General features: G+C 52.7%; 18 protein-coding genes and 1 tRNA gene. 9 read left to right on the plus strand and 10 right to left on the minus strand.

Translation table 11 applies throughout. The annotated features are described in order from the left end of the window. Positions 1–961: 961 nt before the first annotated feature. The 7 genes from EGT36_RS06490 to EGT36_RS06520 all read right to left on the minus strand — a co-directional run bounded on the left by EGT36_RS06490 (position 962) and on the right by EGT36_RS06520 (position 7,001). The gene (locus EGT36_RS06490; protein ID WP_125270137.1) at positions 962–2,623 is read right to left on the minus strand and encodes a P-loop ATPase, Sll1717 family; all 1,662 of its coding nucleotides are present in this window, start codon (positions 2,621–2,623) and stop codon (positions 962–964) included. A 410-nt stretch (positions 2,624–3,033) separates the two neighbouring features. Then, on the minus strand, positions 3,034–3,378 hold the full coding sequence (locus tag EGT36_RS06495; protein WP_125270138.1) for a hypothetical protein: 345 nt from the start codon (positions 3,376–3,378) through the stop codon (positions 3,034–3,036). A gap of 55 nt (positions 3,379–3,433) precedes the next feature. Then, the gene (locus tag EGT36_RS06500; protein ID WP_125270139.1) at positions 3,434–3,919 is read right to left on the minus strand and encodes a hypothetical protein; all 486 of its coding nucleotides are present in this window, start codon (positions 3,917–3,919) and stop codon (positions 3,434–3,436) included. Further along, on the minus strand, positions 3,916–4,266 hold the full coding sequence (locus EGT36_RS06505) for a hypothetical protein (RefSeq protein ID WP_125270140.1): 351 nt from the start codon (positions 4,264–4,266) through the stop codon (positions 3,916–3,918). The genes EGT36_RS06500 and EGT36_RS06505 overlap by 4 nt, the downstream gene beginning before the upstream one ends. A gap of 19 nt (positions 4,267–4,285) precedes the next feature. Next, on the minus strand, positions 4,286–4,993 hold the full coding sequence (locus tag EGT36_RS06510; protein WP_125270141.1) for a DUF7424 family protein: 708 nt from the start codon (positions 4,991–4,993) through the stop codon (positions 4,286–4,288). A gap of 61 nt (positions 4,994–5,054) precedes the next feature. Beyond that, positions 5,055–5,624, minus strand: a complete 570-nt coding sequence (locus tag EGT36_RS06515) for a tyrosine-type recombinase/integrase (RefSeq protein ID WP_125270142.1) — start codon at positions 5,622–5,624, stop codon at positions 5,055–5,057. Positions 5,625–6,194: 570 nt separating this feature from the next. Continuing rightward, positions 6,195–7,001, minus strand: coding sequence for a glycosyl transferase (locus EGT36_RS06520; protein WP_125270143.1), 807 nt, complete (start codon positions 6,999–7,001; stop codon positions 6,195–6,197). Positions 7,002–7,232: 231 nt separating this feature from the next. Between EGT36_RS06520 and EGT36_RS06525 the strand changes: the two genes are divergently transcribed. After that, a complete protein-coding gene (locus EGT36_RS06525) occupies positions 7,233–8,060 on the plus strand; it encodes an IS5 family transposase (protein WP_067489441.1) in 828 nt (275 codons plus the stop codon). Positions 8,061–8,138: 78 nt separating this feature from the next. Here EGT36_RS06525 and EGT36_RS06530 read toward each other — a convergent pair whose 3' ends face one another. From EGT36_RS06530 to EGT36_RS06540, 3 genes are all read right to left on the minus strand, one after another. Then, a complete protein-coding gene (locus EGT36_RS06530) occupies positions 8,139–8,717 on the minus strand; it encodes a hypothetical protein (RefSeq protein WP_125270144.1) in 579 nt (192 codons plus the stop codon). A gap of 542 nt (positions 8,718–9,259) precedes the next feature. Further along, on the minus strand, positions 9,260–10,597 hold the full coding sequence (locus EGT36_RS06535; protein ID WP_312619171.1) for a DUF6538 domain-containing protein: 1,338 nt from the start codon (positions 10,595–10,597) through the stop codon (positions 9,260–9,262). An 83-nt stretch (positions 10,598–10,680) separates the two neighbouring features. Further along, positions 10,681–10,770, minus strand: a tRNA-Ser gene (locus tag EGT36_RS06540). Positions 10,771–10,990: 220 nt separating this feature from the next. On the opposite strand from EGT36_RS06540, the gene EGT36_RS06545 reads away from it, so the two are divergent. The 8 genes from EGT36_RS06545 to EGT36_RS06580 all read left to right on the plus strand — a co-directional run bounded on the left by EGT36_RS06545 (position 10,991) and on the right by EGT36_RS06580 (position 18,127). Beyond that, positions 10,991–11,308, plus strand: a complete 318-nt coding sequence (locus EGT36_RS06545) for a hypothetical protein (protein ID WP_037089548.1) — start codon at positions 10,991–10,993, stop codon at positions 11,306–11,308. 63 nt (positions 11,309–11,371) lie between these two features. Continuing rightward, complete coding sequence (gene msrA / locus EGT36_RS06550) at positions 11,372–12,022, plus strand: peptide-methionine (S)-S-oxide reductase MsrA (protein WP_125270561.1); 651 nt, start codon at positions 11,372–11,374, stop codon at positions 12,020–12,022. A 214-nt stretch (positions 12,023–12,236) separates the two neighbouring features. Continuing rightward, on the plus strand, positions 12,237–13,229 hold the full coding sequence (locus EGT36_RS06555; RefSeq protein WP_004439166.1) for a BMP family lipoprotein: 993 nt from the start codon (positions 12,237–12,239) through the stop codon (positions 13,227–13,229). An 82-nt stretch (positions 13,230–13,311) separates the two neighbouring features. Then, positions 13,312–14,817: an ABC transporter ATP-binding protein gene (locus EGT36_RS06560; protein ID WP_037089545.1), complete on the plus strand. Its 1,506-nt coding sequence runs from the start codon at positions 13,312–13,314 to the stop codon at positions 14,815–14,817. 7 nt (positions 14,818–14,824) lie between these two features. Next, on the plus strand, positions 14,825–15,928 hold the full coding sequence (locus tag EGT36_RS06565; protein ID WP_004439171.1) for an ABC transporter permease: 1,104 nt from the start codon (positions 14,825–14,827) through the stop codon (positions 15,926–15,928). A 6-nt stretch (positions 15,929–15,934) separates the two neighbouring features. After that, positions 15,935–16,906, plus strand: coding sequence for an ABC transporter permease (locus EGT36_RS06570; RefSeq protein WP_004439173.1), 972 nt, complete (start codon positions 15,935–15,937; stop codon positions 16,904–16,906). Positions 16,907–16,910: 4 nt separating this feature from the next. After that, on the plus strand, positions 16,911–17,327 hold the full coding sequence (locus tag EGT36_RS06575; protein WP_037089543.1) for a cytidine deaminase: 417 nt from the start codon (positions 16,911–16,913) through the stop codon (positions 17,325–17,327). Further along, the gene (locus EGT36_RS06580) at positions 17,327–18,127 is read left to right on the plus strand and encodes a purine-nucleoside phosphorylase (protein WP_037089541.1); all 801 of its coding nucleotides are present in this window, start codon (positions 17,327–17,329) and stop codon (positions 18,125–18,127) included. The genes EGT36_RS06575 and EGT36_RS06580 overlap by 1 nt, the downstream gene beginning before the upstream one ends. Position 18,128: the final 1 nt, after the last annotated feature.

The following is an 18,128-nucleotide window of genomic DNA, read 5'->3' on the forward strand; positions in this document are numbered from 1 at the left end:
AGGCAGCAAAAAAGCGCCGGAAACTCTTTCCTTGCAGATGCATAGCCATCAAGGCTTGCGTAAGCCGAAAAACGCGACTTTGACGCTATGCTGCGCAGTCGTCCGGCGCCGCAGGCACAAGGACTTCAGGGATGCCATTATAAAGGTTTGAAGTGGGCGAAATGGCGGACAGGGTGGAAGTCAAGCTGCCTCTGTTAAATCATTAAGTCGTTGTATTTAATCAATGTTTTTGGTGGGGCCCAAAACAGAATGTACCAAAAAATGTACCAACATACACGGAATGTACGAAGCTTCTTTATTATAAAAGATTATAAAGGGCTGATGCGGCCTTCGCATCAGCCCAGTCTCATCAGTTATATGGATGCTTGAAGGAGGCCTCAAGGCTCCCAGGGTGACGTTTCCCAGTGTTGACCTCAGAAATGCGACCGGGATTCGTATCAAACCGGGCAGCGATCCTGCTTTGTAGCCAACCCTGCCGTATCAAACGATGAACCTCTATTGCTTCATCAAACGTCAGGGAATGCGACGGCCTCGAAAAATCATCAGTCATTTTTTGCCCTCATGGCTAAGGCGACCTCGGGCTTGACCGCGACTGCTTTTTGTCTCACAACAAAAAGTGCACAAGTAGCGTCCCGCGCCCGAGATCTATTCGAGCGGGATATCCGATAGAAACCGTCGCTGCCGTCCAAAGCTTTGCGGCGGTTTCTTCGTTTAGTCGTCAGCACTTAGTCAATTTTTTTGGTTTTGAGTCAAGATGACTCTGTGCATCACACCCGTTTTCCCATAAGGGGAAATAAAAAACCGTTATTTATCAATGATTTTTTGTGCGGCCTTCTACATCTTGTGTCAATACAGAGGCTGTGGATTTTAGGATAATTCTCGACCCCGAGTAAGGTTTTTCGCCGGAATCGCTTTAGAGGCGATTCTCCTCAAAGCCAGATATCCGATTCGATGGAGCTTTTTATCTTTGATTATCGTCTTGAACGTTTAATGCACGGTGCAGCATTGGATGGATGTGTATTCTTGTTCCGAGATCGATTGATTCTGGGTTGATCACTGGAACGTCTTGGAACGAATATATGTATCGTTCGCCCGATGACGTCTTAACGCCAATCGCCCCTATACGATAAAGCTCACTGACTAAAACACGAACCAGCGGGACACTCGCCGTCTCAGCTCCCTCGCGAATATACCTGTCAACACAATGCTTGATTGGATCGCTCGCAGCTATTCCCCGTTCATGAACCGCCAAAACGAATTCATCTAAAAAAGCTTTTTCAGAAATCTCGCTTGATGTGAAGCGGCCGCGTCTGTTTGCAAGGAGTTTAAATGCTGACGCGAGAGAGGGAAAAGCACTCTGCCACTCTGCTATCAACGCTTGCATGCGAATGCGGGAGTACTCTGATTCGGCTTCCTTTATTACTTTAGGAGAGACTTCCGTTTTTCCCTGTGCTTTCTGAAAGCATTCGTTGACGAAGGAAATGACGTCGCGGGGTCGCTTGAGCGTCCTTTCTATGATGTAATCCATCGGCTCCTTATTGCCAATTTTGGCGCGAAAGATATCATCGAAGGTGACATTTTCTGACGTGTATTTTTTCTTGTACAGCTTATTTATCCGGCGCTGTACAAGCTCCTTTAACTGGCCGTTAGACCATATGACTCGAAGAAAATAGTCGTCGTATTTTTCTCGCTGAAATCCGATGTCGCGGTTGTCTTGAACGACACGCTCCAATACATCCTCTCGGATCGCTACAACTACCTTTAGTTTTGAGATTTTATTAAATGATCGCAAGCATTCAATCAAAGCACGGATAAGATCAAAGCGAACAGTTTCATCTACCCACTTTTCATCCAGCTTATCTATCAAAATATAGAAACTCTTTTTATACTTTCCATCAGGTGCCTCGTAGCTAGAAAGAAGATCCAAGACCTTGTTCAGTTCGGCCAATTGCTCGGCATTAACGATTCTTTTTGCTCGAGCTACTAGTTCAGACTTCTTCTCGCTACTCAAGCTGCGTGAGTATCCGGCACGAGCGTTAAATTTCTCAATTTCAGCAGAAAGTTCGCCATTCACCTTTGACTCTAGCTTAGCGGTAATCTCCTTTATATTTTCATCCATCGTGATGAAAAATTTACCTTCCCATTCCGCCAGATATTTCAACGCGGACTGTCGTCGCCCGTCAGATTTAAAGAAATCTCGGAACCATCCGAATACTTGACGTGAGCCTTCATCATTTTTCACCTGATATCGCAGCCGAATATATTCAAGGCAAAGAACGTGCTTCCACAACGCCTGAAAAAACAGATCTAGGTCCACGTCTAAAGATTGCAGGAAGCGAATGATATTTGAGTTTGCAACATAATCCATTGAAAGGCCCGAAAGATCGATGACCGACGACGTATCTGGATATTGTTGGCTGATCATTCGAATTATGGCTGTTTTTCCACCACCTGTCCGAGCGAGGACAAACATTTTCGAATTGCTAACGTCGCGTGTAACGTCCAATGCGGGATGGTCGACAAAGCATTCGAAGAGAAACTCATCATCAGCTTCAGCCGCATTATTGCCAATGCTAGTATCTGGGCGAATAATGACAGGGTTGGTCCTAATGTCTTTGCTCATGATCTTCCCGCGAGTCGCAAATGCAATACACGGTATGATGGCATTCTATGAGGAAATTGTCTCCATAAAAACAATGAGGACAATTGGTTTCACAAACGAGTTGAGCAGACAATCTTCTGACCAACTATCCTCTCAATAGTGATTCATTTTCTAGAGACGGATGGAATTCATTCGCGAGCGTCGATCCGGCGTCGGTGCGCACCAAAGTACCATCAAAACCACACCCTACTCAGCCAAGATTTTTGTAATAAACTTTAATAAATGGCCGCAAGAATAGTTAGCAGCGACAAATGTGAACCAGAACAAATCTCTTGATTTGTGATTCCGTCAAGCCGGATTTCTTTTGTCTTAGTGTTGGGAAAGACCACCCGGAATGCGTCCCGACCTATGGATCGGAAATAGAGAATAATCTATTTGGCGAGGCAGGAAATAATCACCAAGGCCCCTCCGGTCTGACCGTACCATTCATCGGCATACTTTTTACAGGCCTTAACGGACTTGACCTCTGGATATCCCTTGGCTCCGCCCTCATGATAGCAGTCCGTGTAGACACCCTCTTGAACGCCCTTCCTTGCCGTTGAATAGAGTTTTTTCTGCTGTGCGGCTGTGATGGCAAATTCAACAATGTTGTCTAGTTCTGCCTCGCCCTCGTCGGTTGGGAAGCACACGTAGACCGAGGGTTCAATCGTTGACGCCTCAACGGAGGTGGCCATCAAACCAAGAAGCATCGCTGCATAAACGGTAGCTTTTTTCATTAATATCTTCCCTGCTGGGTGTTTTCTCTGAAACTATGAATGAGGATGCTGCCCTTCAATCGGCCAGTTTGGCGGGAGAAATATTCACGTTTCCCAAGGTGTAGCCACTGACGATGCCTTTGCAGGTAATCAAATCACCGGCGGCCAGTTGCCTGATCCTCTTTGCCTCATTGTCGTCGGACGGTAGGATTTTACAGAAAATCGCGATCTTACCCTGGCTGGATGTCTGGATGACAAACTCCTCGTTACGCTGCGAGACATCCCAGACCGGCAACTTCCATTTCACAAGCTTTCCGCGATAAGAATCTTTGATCTCGCTCTTCTGAACCTCGGTAAGTCCCGAAAAGAATGAAAGTGCATTCACCAGATCGTCAGGTGGTGTGGTGCTGATCGGGGCGTCGTCGAGAACTTCTTTACCGGGACTACCGGACCCTTGAGCGTCGATGAATGACGAAAGGATAAGACCCAAAAGGCTTCCAAAAACCGGCAAGCCAAGACCAACGACCACAATCCAGAACAATGATTTCCAGAAGAGCTTCATTTTGCTTCTGCGACAGTCGCTTTCTTTGCACCGAAGACAGCAAGAATACCGCCGATGAAAGCGAGGGCCATGAAAATGGCGACTAGGGTTCCGCCCAGAACCGCTCCAAGGATTGCACTGACGATAAGCAGGGCACCGGGAGTTTTGCTCGTCGCTCCCATGGCAACGGCGCCAAAGATAATCGTGAGGAACGAGAAGAGGATACCGCCCCATCCCAAGCCGACGACGGTAGATGCACCGTCGGCTTCCAGTCCAGCCCCGATGCCACCGACGAACAATGTTATCACTGCGGCAAGAATGCCGAAAATACCTGCGATCAGTGCGATAATTCCGCCTGCTTTTTGCATTGTTTGAAATCCTGATAAGTTAGTTTGACGAAGGGCTGTGGCCGATGTTGGCGATACCGGCCCAACCGTTTTTGCCTAGAAACGATTGCTTGACGTCACCGAGCTTGATCGTCATTTTTTGTCGGGAAGCAAGTTTTGCTTCCACGTTTTGATCGGCAGGTACACCGTCAACGAAAAGACCTGTGCTGGTATAAATTGCTGCAGGTTCACGCATATCGTTTTCGATTGTTATGGTCATGGACGCGTCCTCGAATTTCGGACGTGCCATCATGTTCATTTTTTGAAGTTGCTGCTGAAGTGCTGAATAGGCTTCAGCGTTGAAGCGTGCGACGATGAAATGCGATTTATCCTCTTTAAATGTGCTGAAATGCAGCAGGAATTTCCCCGGCTCGACCTCGGGAGAGGCAGGTGCATCTAGAACCGTTCTTGCCTTGATCAGCATCCTGTCGTTGATGCTCCCGGAAATATCTTCACATCCAATCAGGCTCGCACTCTCGAATACTGACGCTACGGCATCAACGATCATCTTGCCTTCCGGCTTCGCGCACTGCTTATCAATCCCGGACTCGAGGACTTCGATTGTGATATCGACCGGAACGCTTTTTCCGTGCGTCTCAATCATTCCCTGAATGTCGCTGGTGTATAGCGTGGCTGTTACGTTCTGATCGCAGCCGGACAAGGCAAGTCCGGCGAGAAAGGGGTAAATGTATTTCGTTCTTTTCAGCATGCTCATCCCAAGTGCTGTTTCTGGCTTCAAATTTTGCGACGCGAACGCACCGACAGGATCGCTAGGGGTTGATCCACATTCTTTCCGAGATCTGCTTTTGTTCACTGCCCACGGCGTTGGCATAGATTGACGTAATCTCAATCGCAGAGTGGCCCATCCATTTTGACAGCATGTTCAAGGGAACACCGGAAGAGATGGCATTCACGCCATAACCGTGTCTCAGACCTTTGGGAGACGATTGCGGGCCAGATGCTATTCCAGCGTCTGTCATCACCGATTTGACGTATCTCCATCCTGTCGCTCTTGACCACGGCCACAGGCGGCGGTCCAGCTTTCCCGGTCGACGAATTTGATGGACAAGTTCAAGTGTATTCAGAAGCTGTGAAGGGACCGGCACGGCTCGAAACACGCCGGAGCGTCGCTTCTTCAAGGTCTCGAAAATGATCGTCTCGTTCTCCAGATCAATCCGGTCGACGGTCAGGTTGAGTGCTTCGGAAATACGGCATCCGGTAAAGTGGAGCGTTTCGCAAAAAGAACGGATCGTTCCGGGTCGTTTGATGGCGGCTTTCAGGAAAGCCTGTCGCTCTGACGAGGTAAGATAAAGTCGTTTTCCATTGCAATCATTGATCATTGCTGAGGTATTCCTTTACGTCTTGAAACACTTTATCAAGACGATAATTCGTGTAAATATCTTATTTTACGAGATAAATTTAGATATTCTCCGGATTTCCAAAGAATGCCGATGGCAACTGCATTTGCAGGATTGCTGATATTGTTCGATCAGCATTATTTTCGTTCATCACCCGACCCTGCTTCAAAGCATCACCTTTGAAACCGAATAGATAATTTTGTTTCAGGAATGCTTTGAGCGAGGAAAATCCGAAATAGTTATCGAAGAAGAGGTCGAAAGCCGCACTTCGCTGATCGAAACACTTCTTATACGAGGTGTTTCGAAATACCCAATCAGGGGTTGACTATTTGGTGCCGCAGGATATGAAAATGGCTAAATTGTGAAACCGAATTATCTATAGTGTTTCATATTAAGACCGATCCTCTCACGAGGCATAGCCAGATAACACAGTTGGGGCAGCGACTACTGGCGTTTGGAAGGTGTCGAAGCCCCTCTAATCGAATAACGCCGTGCTTAAAAAAATTACTGCCGTTTGTAGGCAAACCTCAAAGTGTAAGGTGCAGAGTCTCACTATTCGCGCCAGTGATCTTCGACCCATTTCACTGGAAGCATAAAGTGGCGCAAGAACTGAAACGGCCGTTTGCGGCGGAAGCCATAGTCGGCAAATGCTTTCAAGTGCTGCCAGAGAGTAATACCTTGACGCCCGGACCATCCGCCAGTGATAGCATCTGATGGCAGAACTTCGCCGGGGAAAATGACAATGCTTGTTTCTGCCGGTAGCCGTGCAGGGAAGAAGAGGTTTAGCGGGAATGGGAGCAAACACTGAAAACGAAAATGTCGTATCCATTTTCGTGGGAAAAATTTGATCCCGCCTGGTGCTTCGCGAGTCACGAAACGTTGTTCATAGCCATATTCCTCGGCCACGGCGAGGGGATTGGCGGCAAATTTCTTCTGGATAGGGACGAGCTTTCCGACTGGAAAACGATAAACAGAAGTCTGTCCCAGCCGCTCGAACGGCTTCGCTGCGTTGCGAGATAGGATCACATCTTCCGGATTACCGAAGGCAAAAAAGCGATCAAGCGAACCGGTGATAACCAGATCCAGATCCAAAAAGAGCACCGTTCCCGATAGTGACCCTAGTTTCTCACCCCACAGACGCGATTTAGGCCATATGCCTCGTCTTGTTTCTGGAATTTCGTAGTCGATAGAGGGAAGGTCTTCGCACAGAACCGCAGGATGGATGCCCTCGCGATTATCTGTAAAGCAGGTAAACGTGAAGGGTGGGGTTATGTTTCTCGCCACCATCGCATAAAGCCGATTTACGTAAGGAGCACCGTATTTTGTGCCCCAGTTTATGCAAATAATCTGTTTAATCACGCAACTATTCCGAAAAAGGATTAGGCCGCTGACTCTGCGAGCCGGTGCAGAATTAGTAGCGCCGGGCATAATAAGGGTCAATTATGAACCATGCGTATTTGGCCTGCTCGTTTCAGTCTATTGTCTAAGAGCCTGATCCGAAATTAAGTTGAGTGGTGTCAGCGGGTTAGCTTGACGCCATCCCAAGTCGCTGATTCACGGGGTTTTGCAACAAACTTCCGGAGTTCGACGATGTGGACCGACACCACTCGGGCGCAGTATGCCCGTGCACAGCTGACTTTGCCAAGCGATTTGACTGACGCGGAATGGGCCGTGCTGGAGCCGTTTCTTCCGCAGCCTTCACAGGTTGGGCGTCCGCGGAAGTGGCCGCTGCGGCGCATCGTCGAGGCGATCCTGTATCTGCTGCGCGGAGGGCTGCCTTGGCGGATGTTGCCGCCCTGCTTTCCTCCGGTCTCGACGGTACGACGCTGGTTCTACCTGTGGCGCGACAATGGTCTGTGGCTTTCGCTCAATCATGCTCTGCTTCTGATCGGCCGGGAAGCGGCAGGGCGCGAAGCGTCGCCCAGTGCAGGAGTGATCGACAGCCAGAGTGTCAAAACCACCGAGAGCGGCGGGCCTCGGGGCTACGATGCGGGCAAGAAAATCAAGGGGCGCAAGCGCCACATCCTGACCGACACAGACGGCAACCTGGTTCATGCTGTGATCCACACCGCCGACATCCAGGATCGCGACGGGGCACCGTTCGTCCTCGCCGAAATAATCCGCCGCTTCCCGTGGCTGCGGCACGTCTTCGCCGATGGTGGGTATGCCGGTGACAAGCTCCGGGAGGCACTGCGCAAGATCGGAAAGAGCAAATGGACCATCGAAATCATCAAGCGGTCCGACGCCGCGAAAGGCTTCGAGGTGCTGCCGCGCCGCTGGGTGGTGGAACGAACCTTCGCATGGCTCAGCCGCAACCGACGTCTCGCCAAGGACTTCGAACAAACCATCGCCTCAGCAACCGCCTGGCTGTTCATCGCATCAATCCAGCTCTTCACACGCCGTATCGCAAGAGCATGAAATTACACGAGATAGTTTTGAATCAGACTCTAAGCTCAAAAACCTCGACGTCCCTCTATTTCCTGCAACGTTTCGTCGTCAATTAAATAAATGGTCGCCTTTATAGAATGGATAAACGGTCGGATCCAAATCCGGATATGACCAGAACGTTTTGTCGATCCTTGCTTCTCTGAGAGTCTGGCAGGGGTATTTTGACGCATAGGTCATCAGCGGCGTAACAGAGCCAAGTTGCGGCTCAAACTTGATGATATCGATGCCGGTAATGCGACTGTCGTTGGCTTCTTTCAGGACCCCGCTTTTCCTCAGCTTCTCAAACTCCGCCTGAGTGTCAGGATGAACAAGAAGCAAGGCGTGGATATGCGGTATCTGAAACACCTTTGGAGCCATCTTGTAGCGACTTCCTTCGACATCGAGGAATGCCATGCTGAACGGCTGTAGCAGAGGTTTTTTGTTGAATTTTGGACCCAGAAGCTTCTTGCTGACGTTCAGGTGCCATTTCCTGTAGGCATCGAAAACAGCCTTGGTTTGAACAGGAGATTTTTCGTTGGCGATCTTGCAGATATCGGGTTTAAAATGGACTGTGATAAAGAATAGGTGATTATAAAAATGACTTAAGGATGCCTTACGGCATATATGTTTGACCTGAAGGTCAAACATATATTTCTCATTAAATACTTGTTCTATAAATAGGGAGAAAGAAGAGTCTAGACTATATTTAGAAGAGTTATCCATATGATTTTATAACATATCCTATAAGTTATTCTATATTTAGAATATAATAAACAATTGGACCCGCTCGGCTCATCGCTCGAGTCCATCTTATAGCCACAATAAGACAGGCAGTCGAGGGCAAAGTCACCCAAACACTACCTTTGCACGCATAACGTGTGCCGTCTATCGTGTTATTTTAAAGGGGGGTGGATCAGGCCGCCTCAAGCCATAAAGGCCGGGTGTTTTCCCTTAATTCCTGGGCCTTTTTCCAATAAAAGTTGACCAAACGAACAATATTCGGGTCTGAATTTTTATGGGCCGTGTTTCCTAACGAACACAACCTTTGGGTGAGCCACTCGAGCTCATCCTCATCCAAATCTGATTTCATTTTTAGGGATTTTGTCTAGCCGTATAGACTCTCTAAAATAACGGCAGTCATGCCTAAGCATCAGATTGAATATATTGTATTTATTGAAAAAAGTAAACCACTATTTCCAGTCGGATTCGAGATTTTTGAGGTATTCAAGGGTGCTGGCGAGATCGTATCCCGCACCGTAACTCGCACCAATCATAGGGTTCTTGTGACCCATCAGGAAGTTTTGCAACTCCTCTGGCACTTTGTGCTTTCTCATCCGGTCCTTGAACATGTGCCGGAGGCTGTAAACCGAGTGATCGTCAGTTTCGAGAAGCTTGTTCGTCTTCAGGTGCTTCATCAACACGGCTGACAGGGCGTCGGCCCCTGTTGGTCTCCTATATGCCGGAAAGCCCTCCGGGTTCGCCTGAAACGCCTTGAGGGCGTGGCCGATGAGGGGAATAGTTCGGCCACGATGATCGGTTTTGAGTTGTCGGTAATTGTTGGCCTGAACGACGATATGAGGAATTTCGGCATCTAGCCGGATTTCTGACGCGTCCAGACCGATAATTTCCTTCGGTCCGCAACCGGTATCGATCATGGCGAAGAGTGCACCTCTGGCTTCGTCATTCAACGTCGCGAATGGATCACCTCGCAGCCAGTTCTGCTTGATGAACTCAAGCGAAAAGACAGGACGCGAGTTCTTCTTCCCCTTCAGCCGAATGCCGGCGAAGGGATTGCTCATTTCGAGATCCATGTTCTCGATATAAAAGGTAATGATTTTGCGAAGGTGCATGATCGTCTTGTTGGCACTTTCGGCGGTGAGCTTACCTTTTTCGACGATCCCAATCAGGTGTGATTTGTATTCGTTTGCGGTCGAACGTTTGATTTCCTCAAGGGGGATGTCAGAGCCGACAAAATCCCGGAATCGCTTGACGGCAGCCTTGACTGGACTTTGGCTTTTGCTGGCCTCCCGCTTGGTTTTTCCGATCATGTCCACTCGGGTATGTTCCTCGTAGAATTCGAGGACGTTCTGGATGGTAACAAGGTCCGGCAGCGACCCGAACAGTGCACTCATTTCCACGCCTGTGGGACGACCGAGAGCCTCCCATTTTGCAAGACGTGTCATCATCGATCGCATGTCAGCTTTTTCCATCAGGTCATCGGCTGACTTGTAAGGGAGGTTAAATTCCTTCGCCTTGTCTTTCAGTTCGGCCAGCGACGGCATTTTCCGGCTGGAGAATGGAATGCCGTTTTTCAGCTGTTCCAGAATATTTTCGTATTTGCTGTGAAGTTCGCCATATCGGACGGTCGCCTTGACCGGATCGCGGGTCCTCAGCGATTCCTTGAATTCCGACTTTCGCCCGGCAAGCAACCGAAGCTGCCCGGGAATGGGGCGTCGATAGACGAAATTGCCGTCACCACGGAGATACAGATATCGAGCTTCGAAGCCGGGAAGACGAGCCTTGTTCATACACTTTTTGTACCAATAATTGTACCAAAAGTAAATTCACGAGAGAGAAAATTATTATAAATCAGTAATTTAGCTCAAATTGATGGCGGACAGGGTGGGATTCGAACCCACGGTACGCTTTCACGCACACACGCGTTCCAGGCGTGCGCCTTAAACCACTCGGCCACCTGTCCTTTTACAAGTCTGCATGTCATGAAGAATGCAAATCACTGGAACGGCGCGATATATACCGATGAATTCGCAGGGATCAACACGAATCTGACAGTTTTTTGAATTGTCGGCAATTTCATGCCTTTCGATGCGATTGCAATCGCGTTTTCCGGCCTTTATCCATGCAGGAAATGTTTCAAAATGTGGCTGCCGTAAGCGGCAGACCGTGAGCGAGGTATCCCAATGAAAGCTTTTTTGCGGTTTTTGAGCTTTCTTTTCCTCGCCGCAGCGATTTTTCTGGGTGTGCTCGATTCGATCCGCTCTGTTTCCACGTCATCAGTCACCATCACCGGCATAATGTCAGTCTGGAACTATCTTCTTCCTGCTTCGCGAACCATGGTGGAAGCGTCTCTGGCTCACTATATTCACCCTGAAGCGTGGCGCTTCATAGAAAATGCCCTGTCGGCACTGCCTGCATTTGCCTTTTTCCTCGCTCTGTCCCTCCTCTGCTGGATGGCCGGTTACAGAAAATACAAGGCGACGAGACGTTTGTCGGTCTGACGGGGCTGGCGCCCGCGGATGTGAACCGTGAGAAGCGGCGGAACTGGCCGCATGGAGGACCGAATGTTCCTGTTCGATACGCTTTCTAAAAAAACGACGATGCCGACCGAAGAGACGGCGTTGCCTGGCCGTGAAGAGGCTCTCGTTGTGCCGGAACTTCACTTCGTCAACGGCAGACCTCTGAAGGGGCCTTATCCGGATGGCTTCGAGACCATCTATCTCGGCATGGGTTGCTTCTGGGGCGCGGAGCGGTTGTTCTGGAAGACGCCCGGCGTTTGGGTGACGGCGGTCGGTTATGCCGGCGGCTTTACCCGCAATCCGACCTATCAGGAAACGACGACGGGTCAGACGGGCCATGCCGAGGTTGTCAAGGTTGTCTACGATCCGGCGACGATCTCGCTCGGGGCGCTCTTGAAGATATTTTTCGAGGAGCACGATCCCACTCAAGGCATGCGGCAAGGCAACGACGTCGGCACGACCTATCGTTCCGCCATTTATGCGACAACGGAAGGGCAGCTGCAGCAGGCACAGAAAGCTCGAGACGCATTTCAGCAGGCTCTGGAAGAGGCTGGCCATGCCGGCGCCATCACCACCGAGATCGGGCCGCTTGAAATGTTTTATTACGCTGAGGACTATCACCAGCAATATCTTGCCAAGAACCCGGGTGGCTACTGCGGCCTCAGGGGAACCGGCGTAAGCTGTAATATCGACTAGTTTTTTTGCAGTTCTGCCCGGTGGAAAGACTAAAAAATCGCCAGATCAAAGTTTTTCCACCGGGTCAAAAAAACCGGATGAATTTTTCATTGAGCCATGCAAGGATATGAGGCAAGCACAGCCGGTATAACGGCTGGCGGTTCCGCAGACATTCCCGGGAAACGGGATTGCGGGAGGACCCTTAGAATATCAATTGCAACAACAGGGCTGCACAATGAAAAAATCCCTTCTGACGCTTTTTGCGCTTGCCGCAATGTCGGCCTCCGCGCTCGCCGCGGATATCAAGCCTGCGCTGGTCTATGGCACGGGCGGCAAGTTCGACAAGTCGTTCAACGAGGCCGCTGCGGCCGGCGCTGAAAAGTTCAAGGCGGAAACCGGCATCGAATTCCGCGACTTCGAACCGACCAGCGACACGCAGGGCGAACAGGCCATCCGCAACTTCGCCAGCAAGGGTTTCAACCCTGTCGTCGCCGTATCCTTCGCCTGGACCTCGGCAATGGAAAAGGTTGCCGCCGAATTCCCCGACACCAAGTTCGTCATCGTCGATTCCGTCGTTGAACTGCCGAACGTCCGCTCGGTCGTCTACAAGGAGCACGAAGGTTCTTACCTCGTCGGTCTGCTGGCCGGCATGGCTTCCAAGACCGGCAAGGTCGGGTTTATCGGCGGCATGGACATTCCGCTGATCCGCAAGTTCGCTTGTGGTTACGCTCAAGGCGCCAAGGCTGCCAACGACAAGATCGAAGTCTTCCAGAACATGACCGGCACCACCGGCGCTGCCTGGAACGACCCTGTGCGCGGCGGCGAGCTTACCAAAAACCAGATCGATCAGGGCGCGGACGTGATTTATGCGGCAGCCGGTGCGACCGGTATCGGCGTGCTCCAGACTGCCGCCGACAACAAGAAATTCTCGATCGGCGTCGATTCCAACCAGAACCACCTGCATCCCGGTTCGGTTCTGACCTCGATGGTCAAGCGCGTCGATCTGGCCGTTTACAACGCCTATAAGGACGCCAAGGATGACAAGTTCACGCCTGGCATCGTTGCTCTCGGCGTCAAGGAAGACGGCGTTGCCTACGCGCTCGACGATAACAACAAGGCGCTCATCACGCCTGAAATGACTGCTGCCGTGGACAAGGCCAAAGCCGACATCATCTCCGGCGCCGTCAAGGTCCATGATTACATGGCGGACAATTCCTGCCCGAAATGATATGATATGTGGCTGGGGCGCATGATGTTTTTCATCTTGCGCCCTTTTCATATCCAGCCTTCGGAGAGGTTTCGGTTTGAATATGGACCCTGCAATCGAGCTCGTGGGCATCGACAAGAAATTCGGTGCCGTACACGCCAACAAGAATATCAATCTGACAATTGCCAAGGGTACGATCCACGGCATCATCGGGGAAAACGGTGCCGGAAAATCGACCTTGATGTCGATCCTCTACGGTTTTTACCAGGCGGATGCCGGTGAAATCCGGGTGAACGGCACGCCGGTTTCGATCCGCGACAGTCAGGCCGCCATCAATGCCGGTATCGGCATGGTGCATCAGCACTTCATGCTGGTCGAAAATTTTACCGTGCTGGAAAATGTCATGCTGGGCGCAGAAGGCGGTGCGCTGCTGGCCAATGGCCGGGCTGGTGCACGCAGGGAGCTGAAGCGCCTGGAAGACGATTATGGACTGGAAGTCGATCCCGATGCGGTGATCGAGGAATTGCCAGTCGGCCTCCAGCAGCGCGTCGAAATTCTGAAAGCCATGTATCGTGGCGCGGAAATCTTGATCCTTGACGAGCCGACCGGCGTTCTGACGCCGGCAGAGGCCGATCACCTGTTCAAGATCCTCGGCGTGTTGCGTGATCAGGGCAAGACGGTCATTCTCATCACCCATAAGCTGCGCGAGATCATGGCGATCACGGACTCCGTCTCCGTCATGCGTCGTGGCGAGATGGTGGCGACCCGCAAGACGTCCGAGACCAGCGTCGAGGAATTGGCAGAACTCATGGTCGGCCGCCGGGTGCTGCTCCGTGTCGAAAAGGGTGAGACCACACCCGGCGATGTTCTGCTCTCCATCCGCAATCTCACCGTCAAGGATAGCCGCGGCGTCACCATGGTGGATGACGTTTCGCTTGATGTCCGCGCCGGTGAAATCGTCGGTATAGCCGGTGTCGCAGGCAACGGCCAGTCGGAGCTGCTGGAAGCCATCGCTGGCATCCGAAAGCCCTATTCCGGCGAAATCTGGGTGGACGGAAAGAAGGTGGATCGCCCCGATCCCGCAATTTTACGCAGGCTTGGCCTCGCCCACATCCCGGAAGACCGCCATCACATGGGGCTGGTGCTTAAATTCGAGGAATATGAAAACTCCATCCTCGGTTATCATCACGACGAACGTTACGGCAAAGGGCCGTTCCTCAACCCCGAGGCCATTCGCAGGGATGCGGTCGAGAAGATCGAGAAATACGATATCCGCCCGCCAAACCCGCAGCTGAAGACCGCCAACTTTTCCGGCGGCAACCAGCAGAAGATCGTTGTCGCCCGTGAAATCGAGCGTGACCCCAAGATGTTGATAATCGGCCAGCCGACACGCGGCGTGGATATCGGCGCGATCGAATTCATTCATCGCCGCATCATCGAAATGCGCGATGCTGGCAAGGCGATTTTGCTGGTTTCCGTCGAACTCGATGAAATCCGGTCACTGTCGGACAGGATCATGGTCATGTTCGCGGGCCGGGTCGTCGGAGAAAAAACGGCGGAAGCCGAAGAACAGACGCTGGGCCTGATGATGGCCGGCATCGCCGCATGAGGCATCAATGAGCACCGCTTCCGTACCGCTGCCAAACTGGATTACTTACGGCCTCCTGCCGTTTCTCAATGTCGTTACCGCCTTTCTGATTTCCGGCCTCGTTGTCTGGTCCATCGGTGAAAACCCGCTGGCGGCGCTGCGCCTGCTGATCGAAGGGGCGCTCGGCCGTGGTGATGCCATCGGCTTCACGCTGTTTTATACGACGAGTTTCATCTTCACCGGCCTCTCCGTCGCCGTCGCGTTCCATGCCGGGCTCTTCAACATCGGCTCCGAAGGTCAGGCCTATGTCGGTGGCCTTGGCGCGGCGCTGGTGGCGCTGGCGCTCGATCGTTATGTGCCGTGGTACGTGACGATGCCCTTCGCTGTCATCGGCGCTGCTGTTTTTGGCGCCGCCTGGGCCTTCATTCCGGCCTGGCTGCAGGCAAAACGCGGCAGTCACGTGGTCATCACCACCATCATGTTCAACTTCATTGCTGCGGCCTTGATGGTCTATCTGTTGGTGAACGTGCTGATCGTGCCCGGCAAGATGGCGCCGGAAACCCGCACTTTTCTGCCGGGCGGCCAATTGCCGAAACTCGACTGGCTGATGGCTCTCTTCGGCTTGAAGCTTGGTCCGGCGCCGTTTAACGTCTCCTTCCTGATAGCGTTGGTGATGTGTTTTCTGGTGTGGGTGCTCATCTGGCGCACCAAGCTCGGTTATGAAATGCGCACGCTCGGCATCAGCCCCTCCGCCGCCATTTATGCCGGTATTCCCTATGCACGCACCGTCATCATCGCCATGCTCATCTCTGGCGGTCTGGCGGGCATGATGGCGCTGAACCCAGTTATGGGCGCGTCGGCCCGTCTGCAGGTGGAATTCGTCGCCGGTGCGGGCTTCGTCGGCATCGCCGTGTCGCTGATGGGCCGAAGCCATCCGCTCGGCATCATCTTCGCGGCATTGCTGTTCGGCATTCTCTATCAGGGCGGCGCAGACCTTTCCTTCGAGATGCCCAACATTACCCGCGAGATGATCGTGGTCATTCAGGGTCTTGTGATCCTTTTCGCCGGCGCGCTGGAATATATGTACCGGCCTGCAATCGTCCGCATTTACCAGCGTCTGGCAAAGGGGTGAGCTGACATGGATTTCTTCGATATGCTGGTCAGCATTCTGGGCTCGACCGTTCGTCTCACCATTCCGCTTCTCTTTACCGCACTGGCCGGGCTCTTTTCCGAGCGGGCCGGCGTGTTCGATATCGGCCTTGAGGGCAAGATGCTGGCAGCGGCCTTCGCTTCCGCCTGCGTTGCCTATATCACGGCGAACCCCTGGGCCGGCCTCTTGGCCGGTATTGCCGTCTCGATCCTGTTCTCGCTGATCCACGGCTTTGCTGTCATCACCAATCGCGGCAACCAGATCGTGTCGGGCGTGGCGTTGAACTTCATTGCCGCCGGCCTGACCGTGGTACTGGGGCAGGCCTGGTTCGGCCAGGGCGGACGCACACCGCAGCTTCCGGGCGAGGGGCGTTTTGCCCCGATCATCCTGCCCGGCGCTGATGCCATGCGCGAGGTTCCCTTCATCGGCCCGCTCTATGCAAACGTCATTTCCGGCAACAACATCCTCACCTATCTTGCCTTCCTGGCGGTGCCGCTGTCCTGGTGGGTGCTTTACCGAACGCGTTTCGGCCTGCGCCTGCGCGCGGTCGGTGAAAATCCGGGCGCTGTCGATACGGCTGGTATTTCGGTGACGTGGATGCGCTTCCGCGCTGTCATTGTCGCCGGTTTTCTCTGCGGTTTTTCGGGCGCCTATCTTGCTGTGGCTCAATCCGCTGCCTTCATCGCCAACATGTCGGCGGGCAAGGGCTACATCGCGCTCGCAGCGTTGATATTTGCGAAATGGAAGCCGGTGCCGGTCATGTTCGCCTGCCTTCTGTTCGGTTTTCTGGATGCTGTCGCGAACTTCATGCAGGGTAAATCCGTGCCTGGCATCGGCGAAGTGCCGGTGCAGATATTCCAGGCCATGCCCTATATTCTGACCTGCATCCTGCTTGCGGGTTTCATCGGCGTTGCCAAGCCCCCGAAGGCCGGTGGCGTTGCTTATGCGAAGGAGCGTTAACCCTATGTCCTCCGACCCGAAATACGATCCGCAGGCCCATGCCCTGTTTGAGGCGGCAGTAGAGGCCATGGCCTTCGCCCATGCCCCCTATTCAAAATTTCCGGTCGGTGCGGCAATCCGCGCCGAAGACGGCAAGATCTACAAGGGCGCCAATATCGAGAACATCTCCTTCCCGCAGGGCTGGTGCGCAGAACCATCAGCCATCAGCGCCATGATCATGGGCGGGGCGAAAAAGATCAATGAAGTCGCCGTTATTGCCGAGAAGCTGCCGCTCTGCTCTCCTTGTGGCGGCTGCCGCCAGAAGATCGCCGAGTTCGCCACGCCGGAGACAAAGATCTATCTTTGTGACGAAACCGGCGTCCAGAAGGTCATGACCATGGAAGAGCTGCTACCCTCCGTCTTCAAGACCGAGCTGCCCTGATGACCGACGGCTTGATCGACATTCTGGTGGACCGCCTGAACGGCCTCATGCCGCGCGTCGCCATCGTGCTTGGCTCCGGTCTGGGATCGCTGGTGGAAGAGGTGAGCGAGCCGATCCGCATTCCCTATGCCGAGCTGCCCGGCTTTCCAGCTGGCGGCGTTTCCGGCCATGCGGGCGAACTGGTGGCCGGTTATCTCGGCGGTGAGCCCGTCATGATGCTGTCGGGTCGGGTCCATTTCTACGAAAAGGGTGATCCCGCAGCGATGCGCCCGGTCATCGAAGCGCTCGCCGGCCTGGGCGTGCAGTCGCTCATCCTCACCAATTCGGCGGGCTCGGTCAGGCAGGATATGCCACCCGGCTCCGTCATGCAGATCACCGATCACATCAATTATTCCGGCATGAACCCGCTGATCGGTGAGGAAAGCGACCGCCGCTTCGTCGGCATGACGACGGCTTATGATCCTGATCTGATGCTTGCCATGCGCAATGCCGCCATCCGTGCGACGGTGCCATTGTTTGGCGGTGTCTATATGTGGTTCTCTGGCCCGAGCTTCGAAACGCCGGCGGAAATCCGCATGGCGCGGGTTCTGGGGGCCGATGCGGTCGGCATGTCCACGGTCCCGGAAGTCATCCTTGCGCGCTTTTTCGGGATGCGCGTCGCTGCCGCATCGGTTATTACCAATTACGGTGCCGGCATGACCGGCGCGGAACTGAGCCATGAAGAAACCAAGGACATGGCTCCCGTGGGTGGCAAAAGGCTTGCCGCCATTCTGAAGGAAATGATCGCAGGAGGAGCGTGAC

This window comes from Agrobacterium sp. FDAARGOS_525, assembly GCF_003938925.1.
GTDB lineage: Bacteria > Pseudomonadota > Alphaproteobacteria > Rhizobiales > Rhizobiaceae > Agrobacterium > Agrobacterium pusense.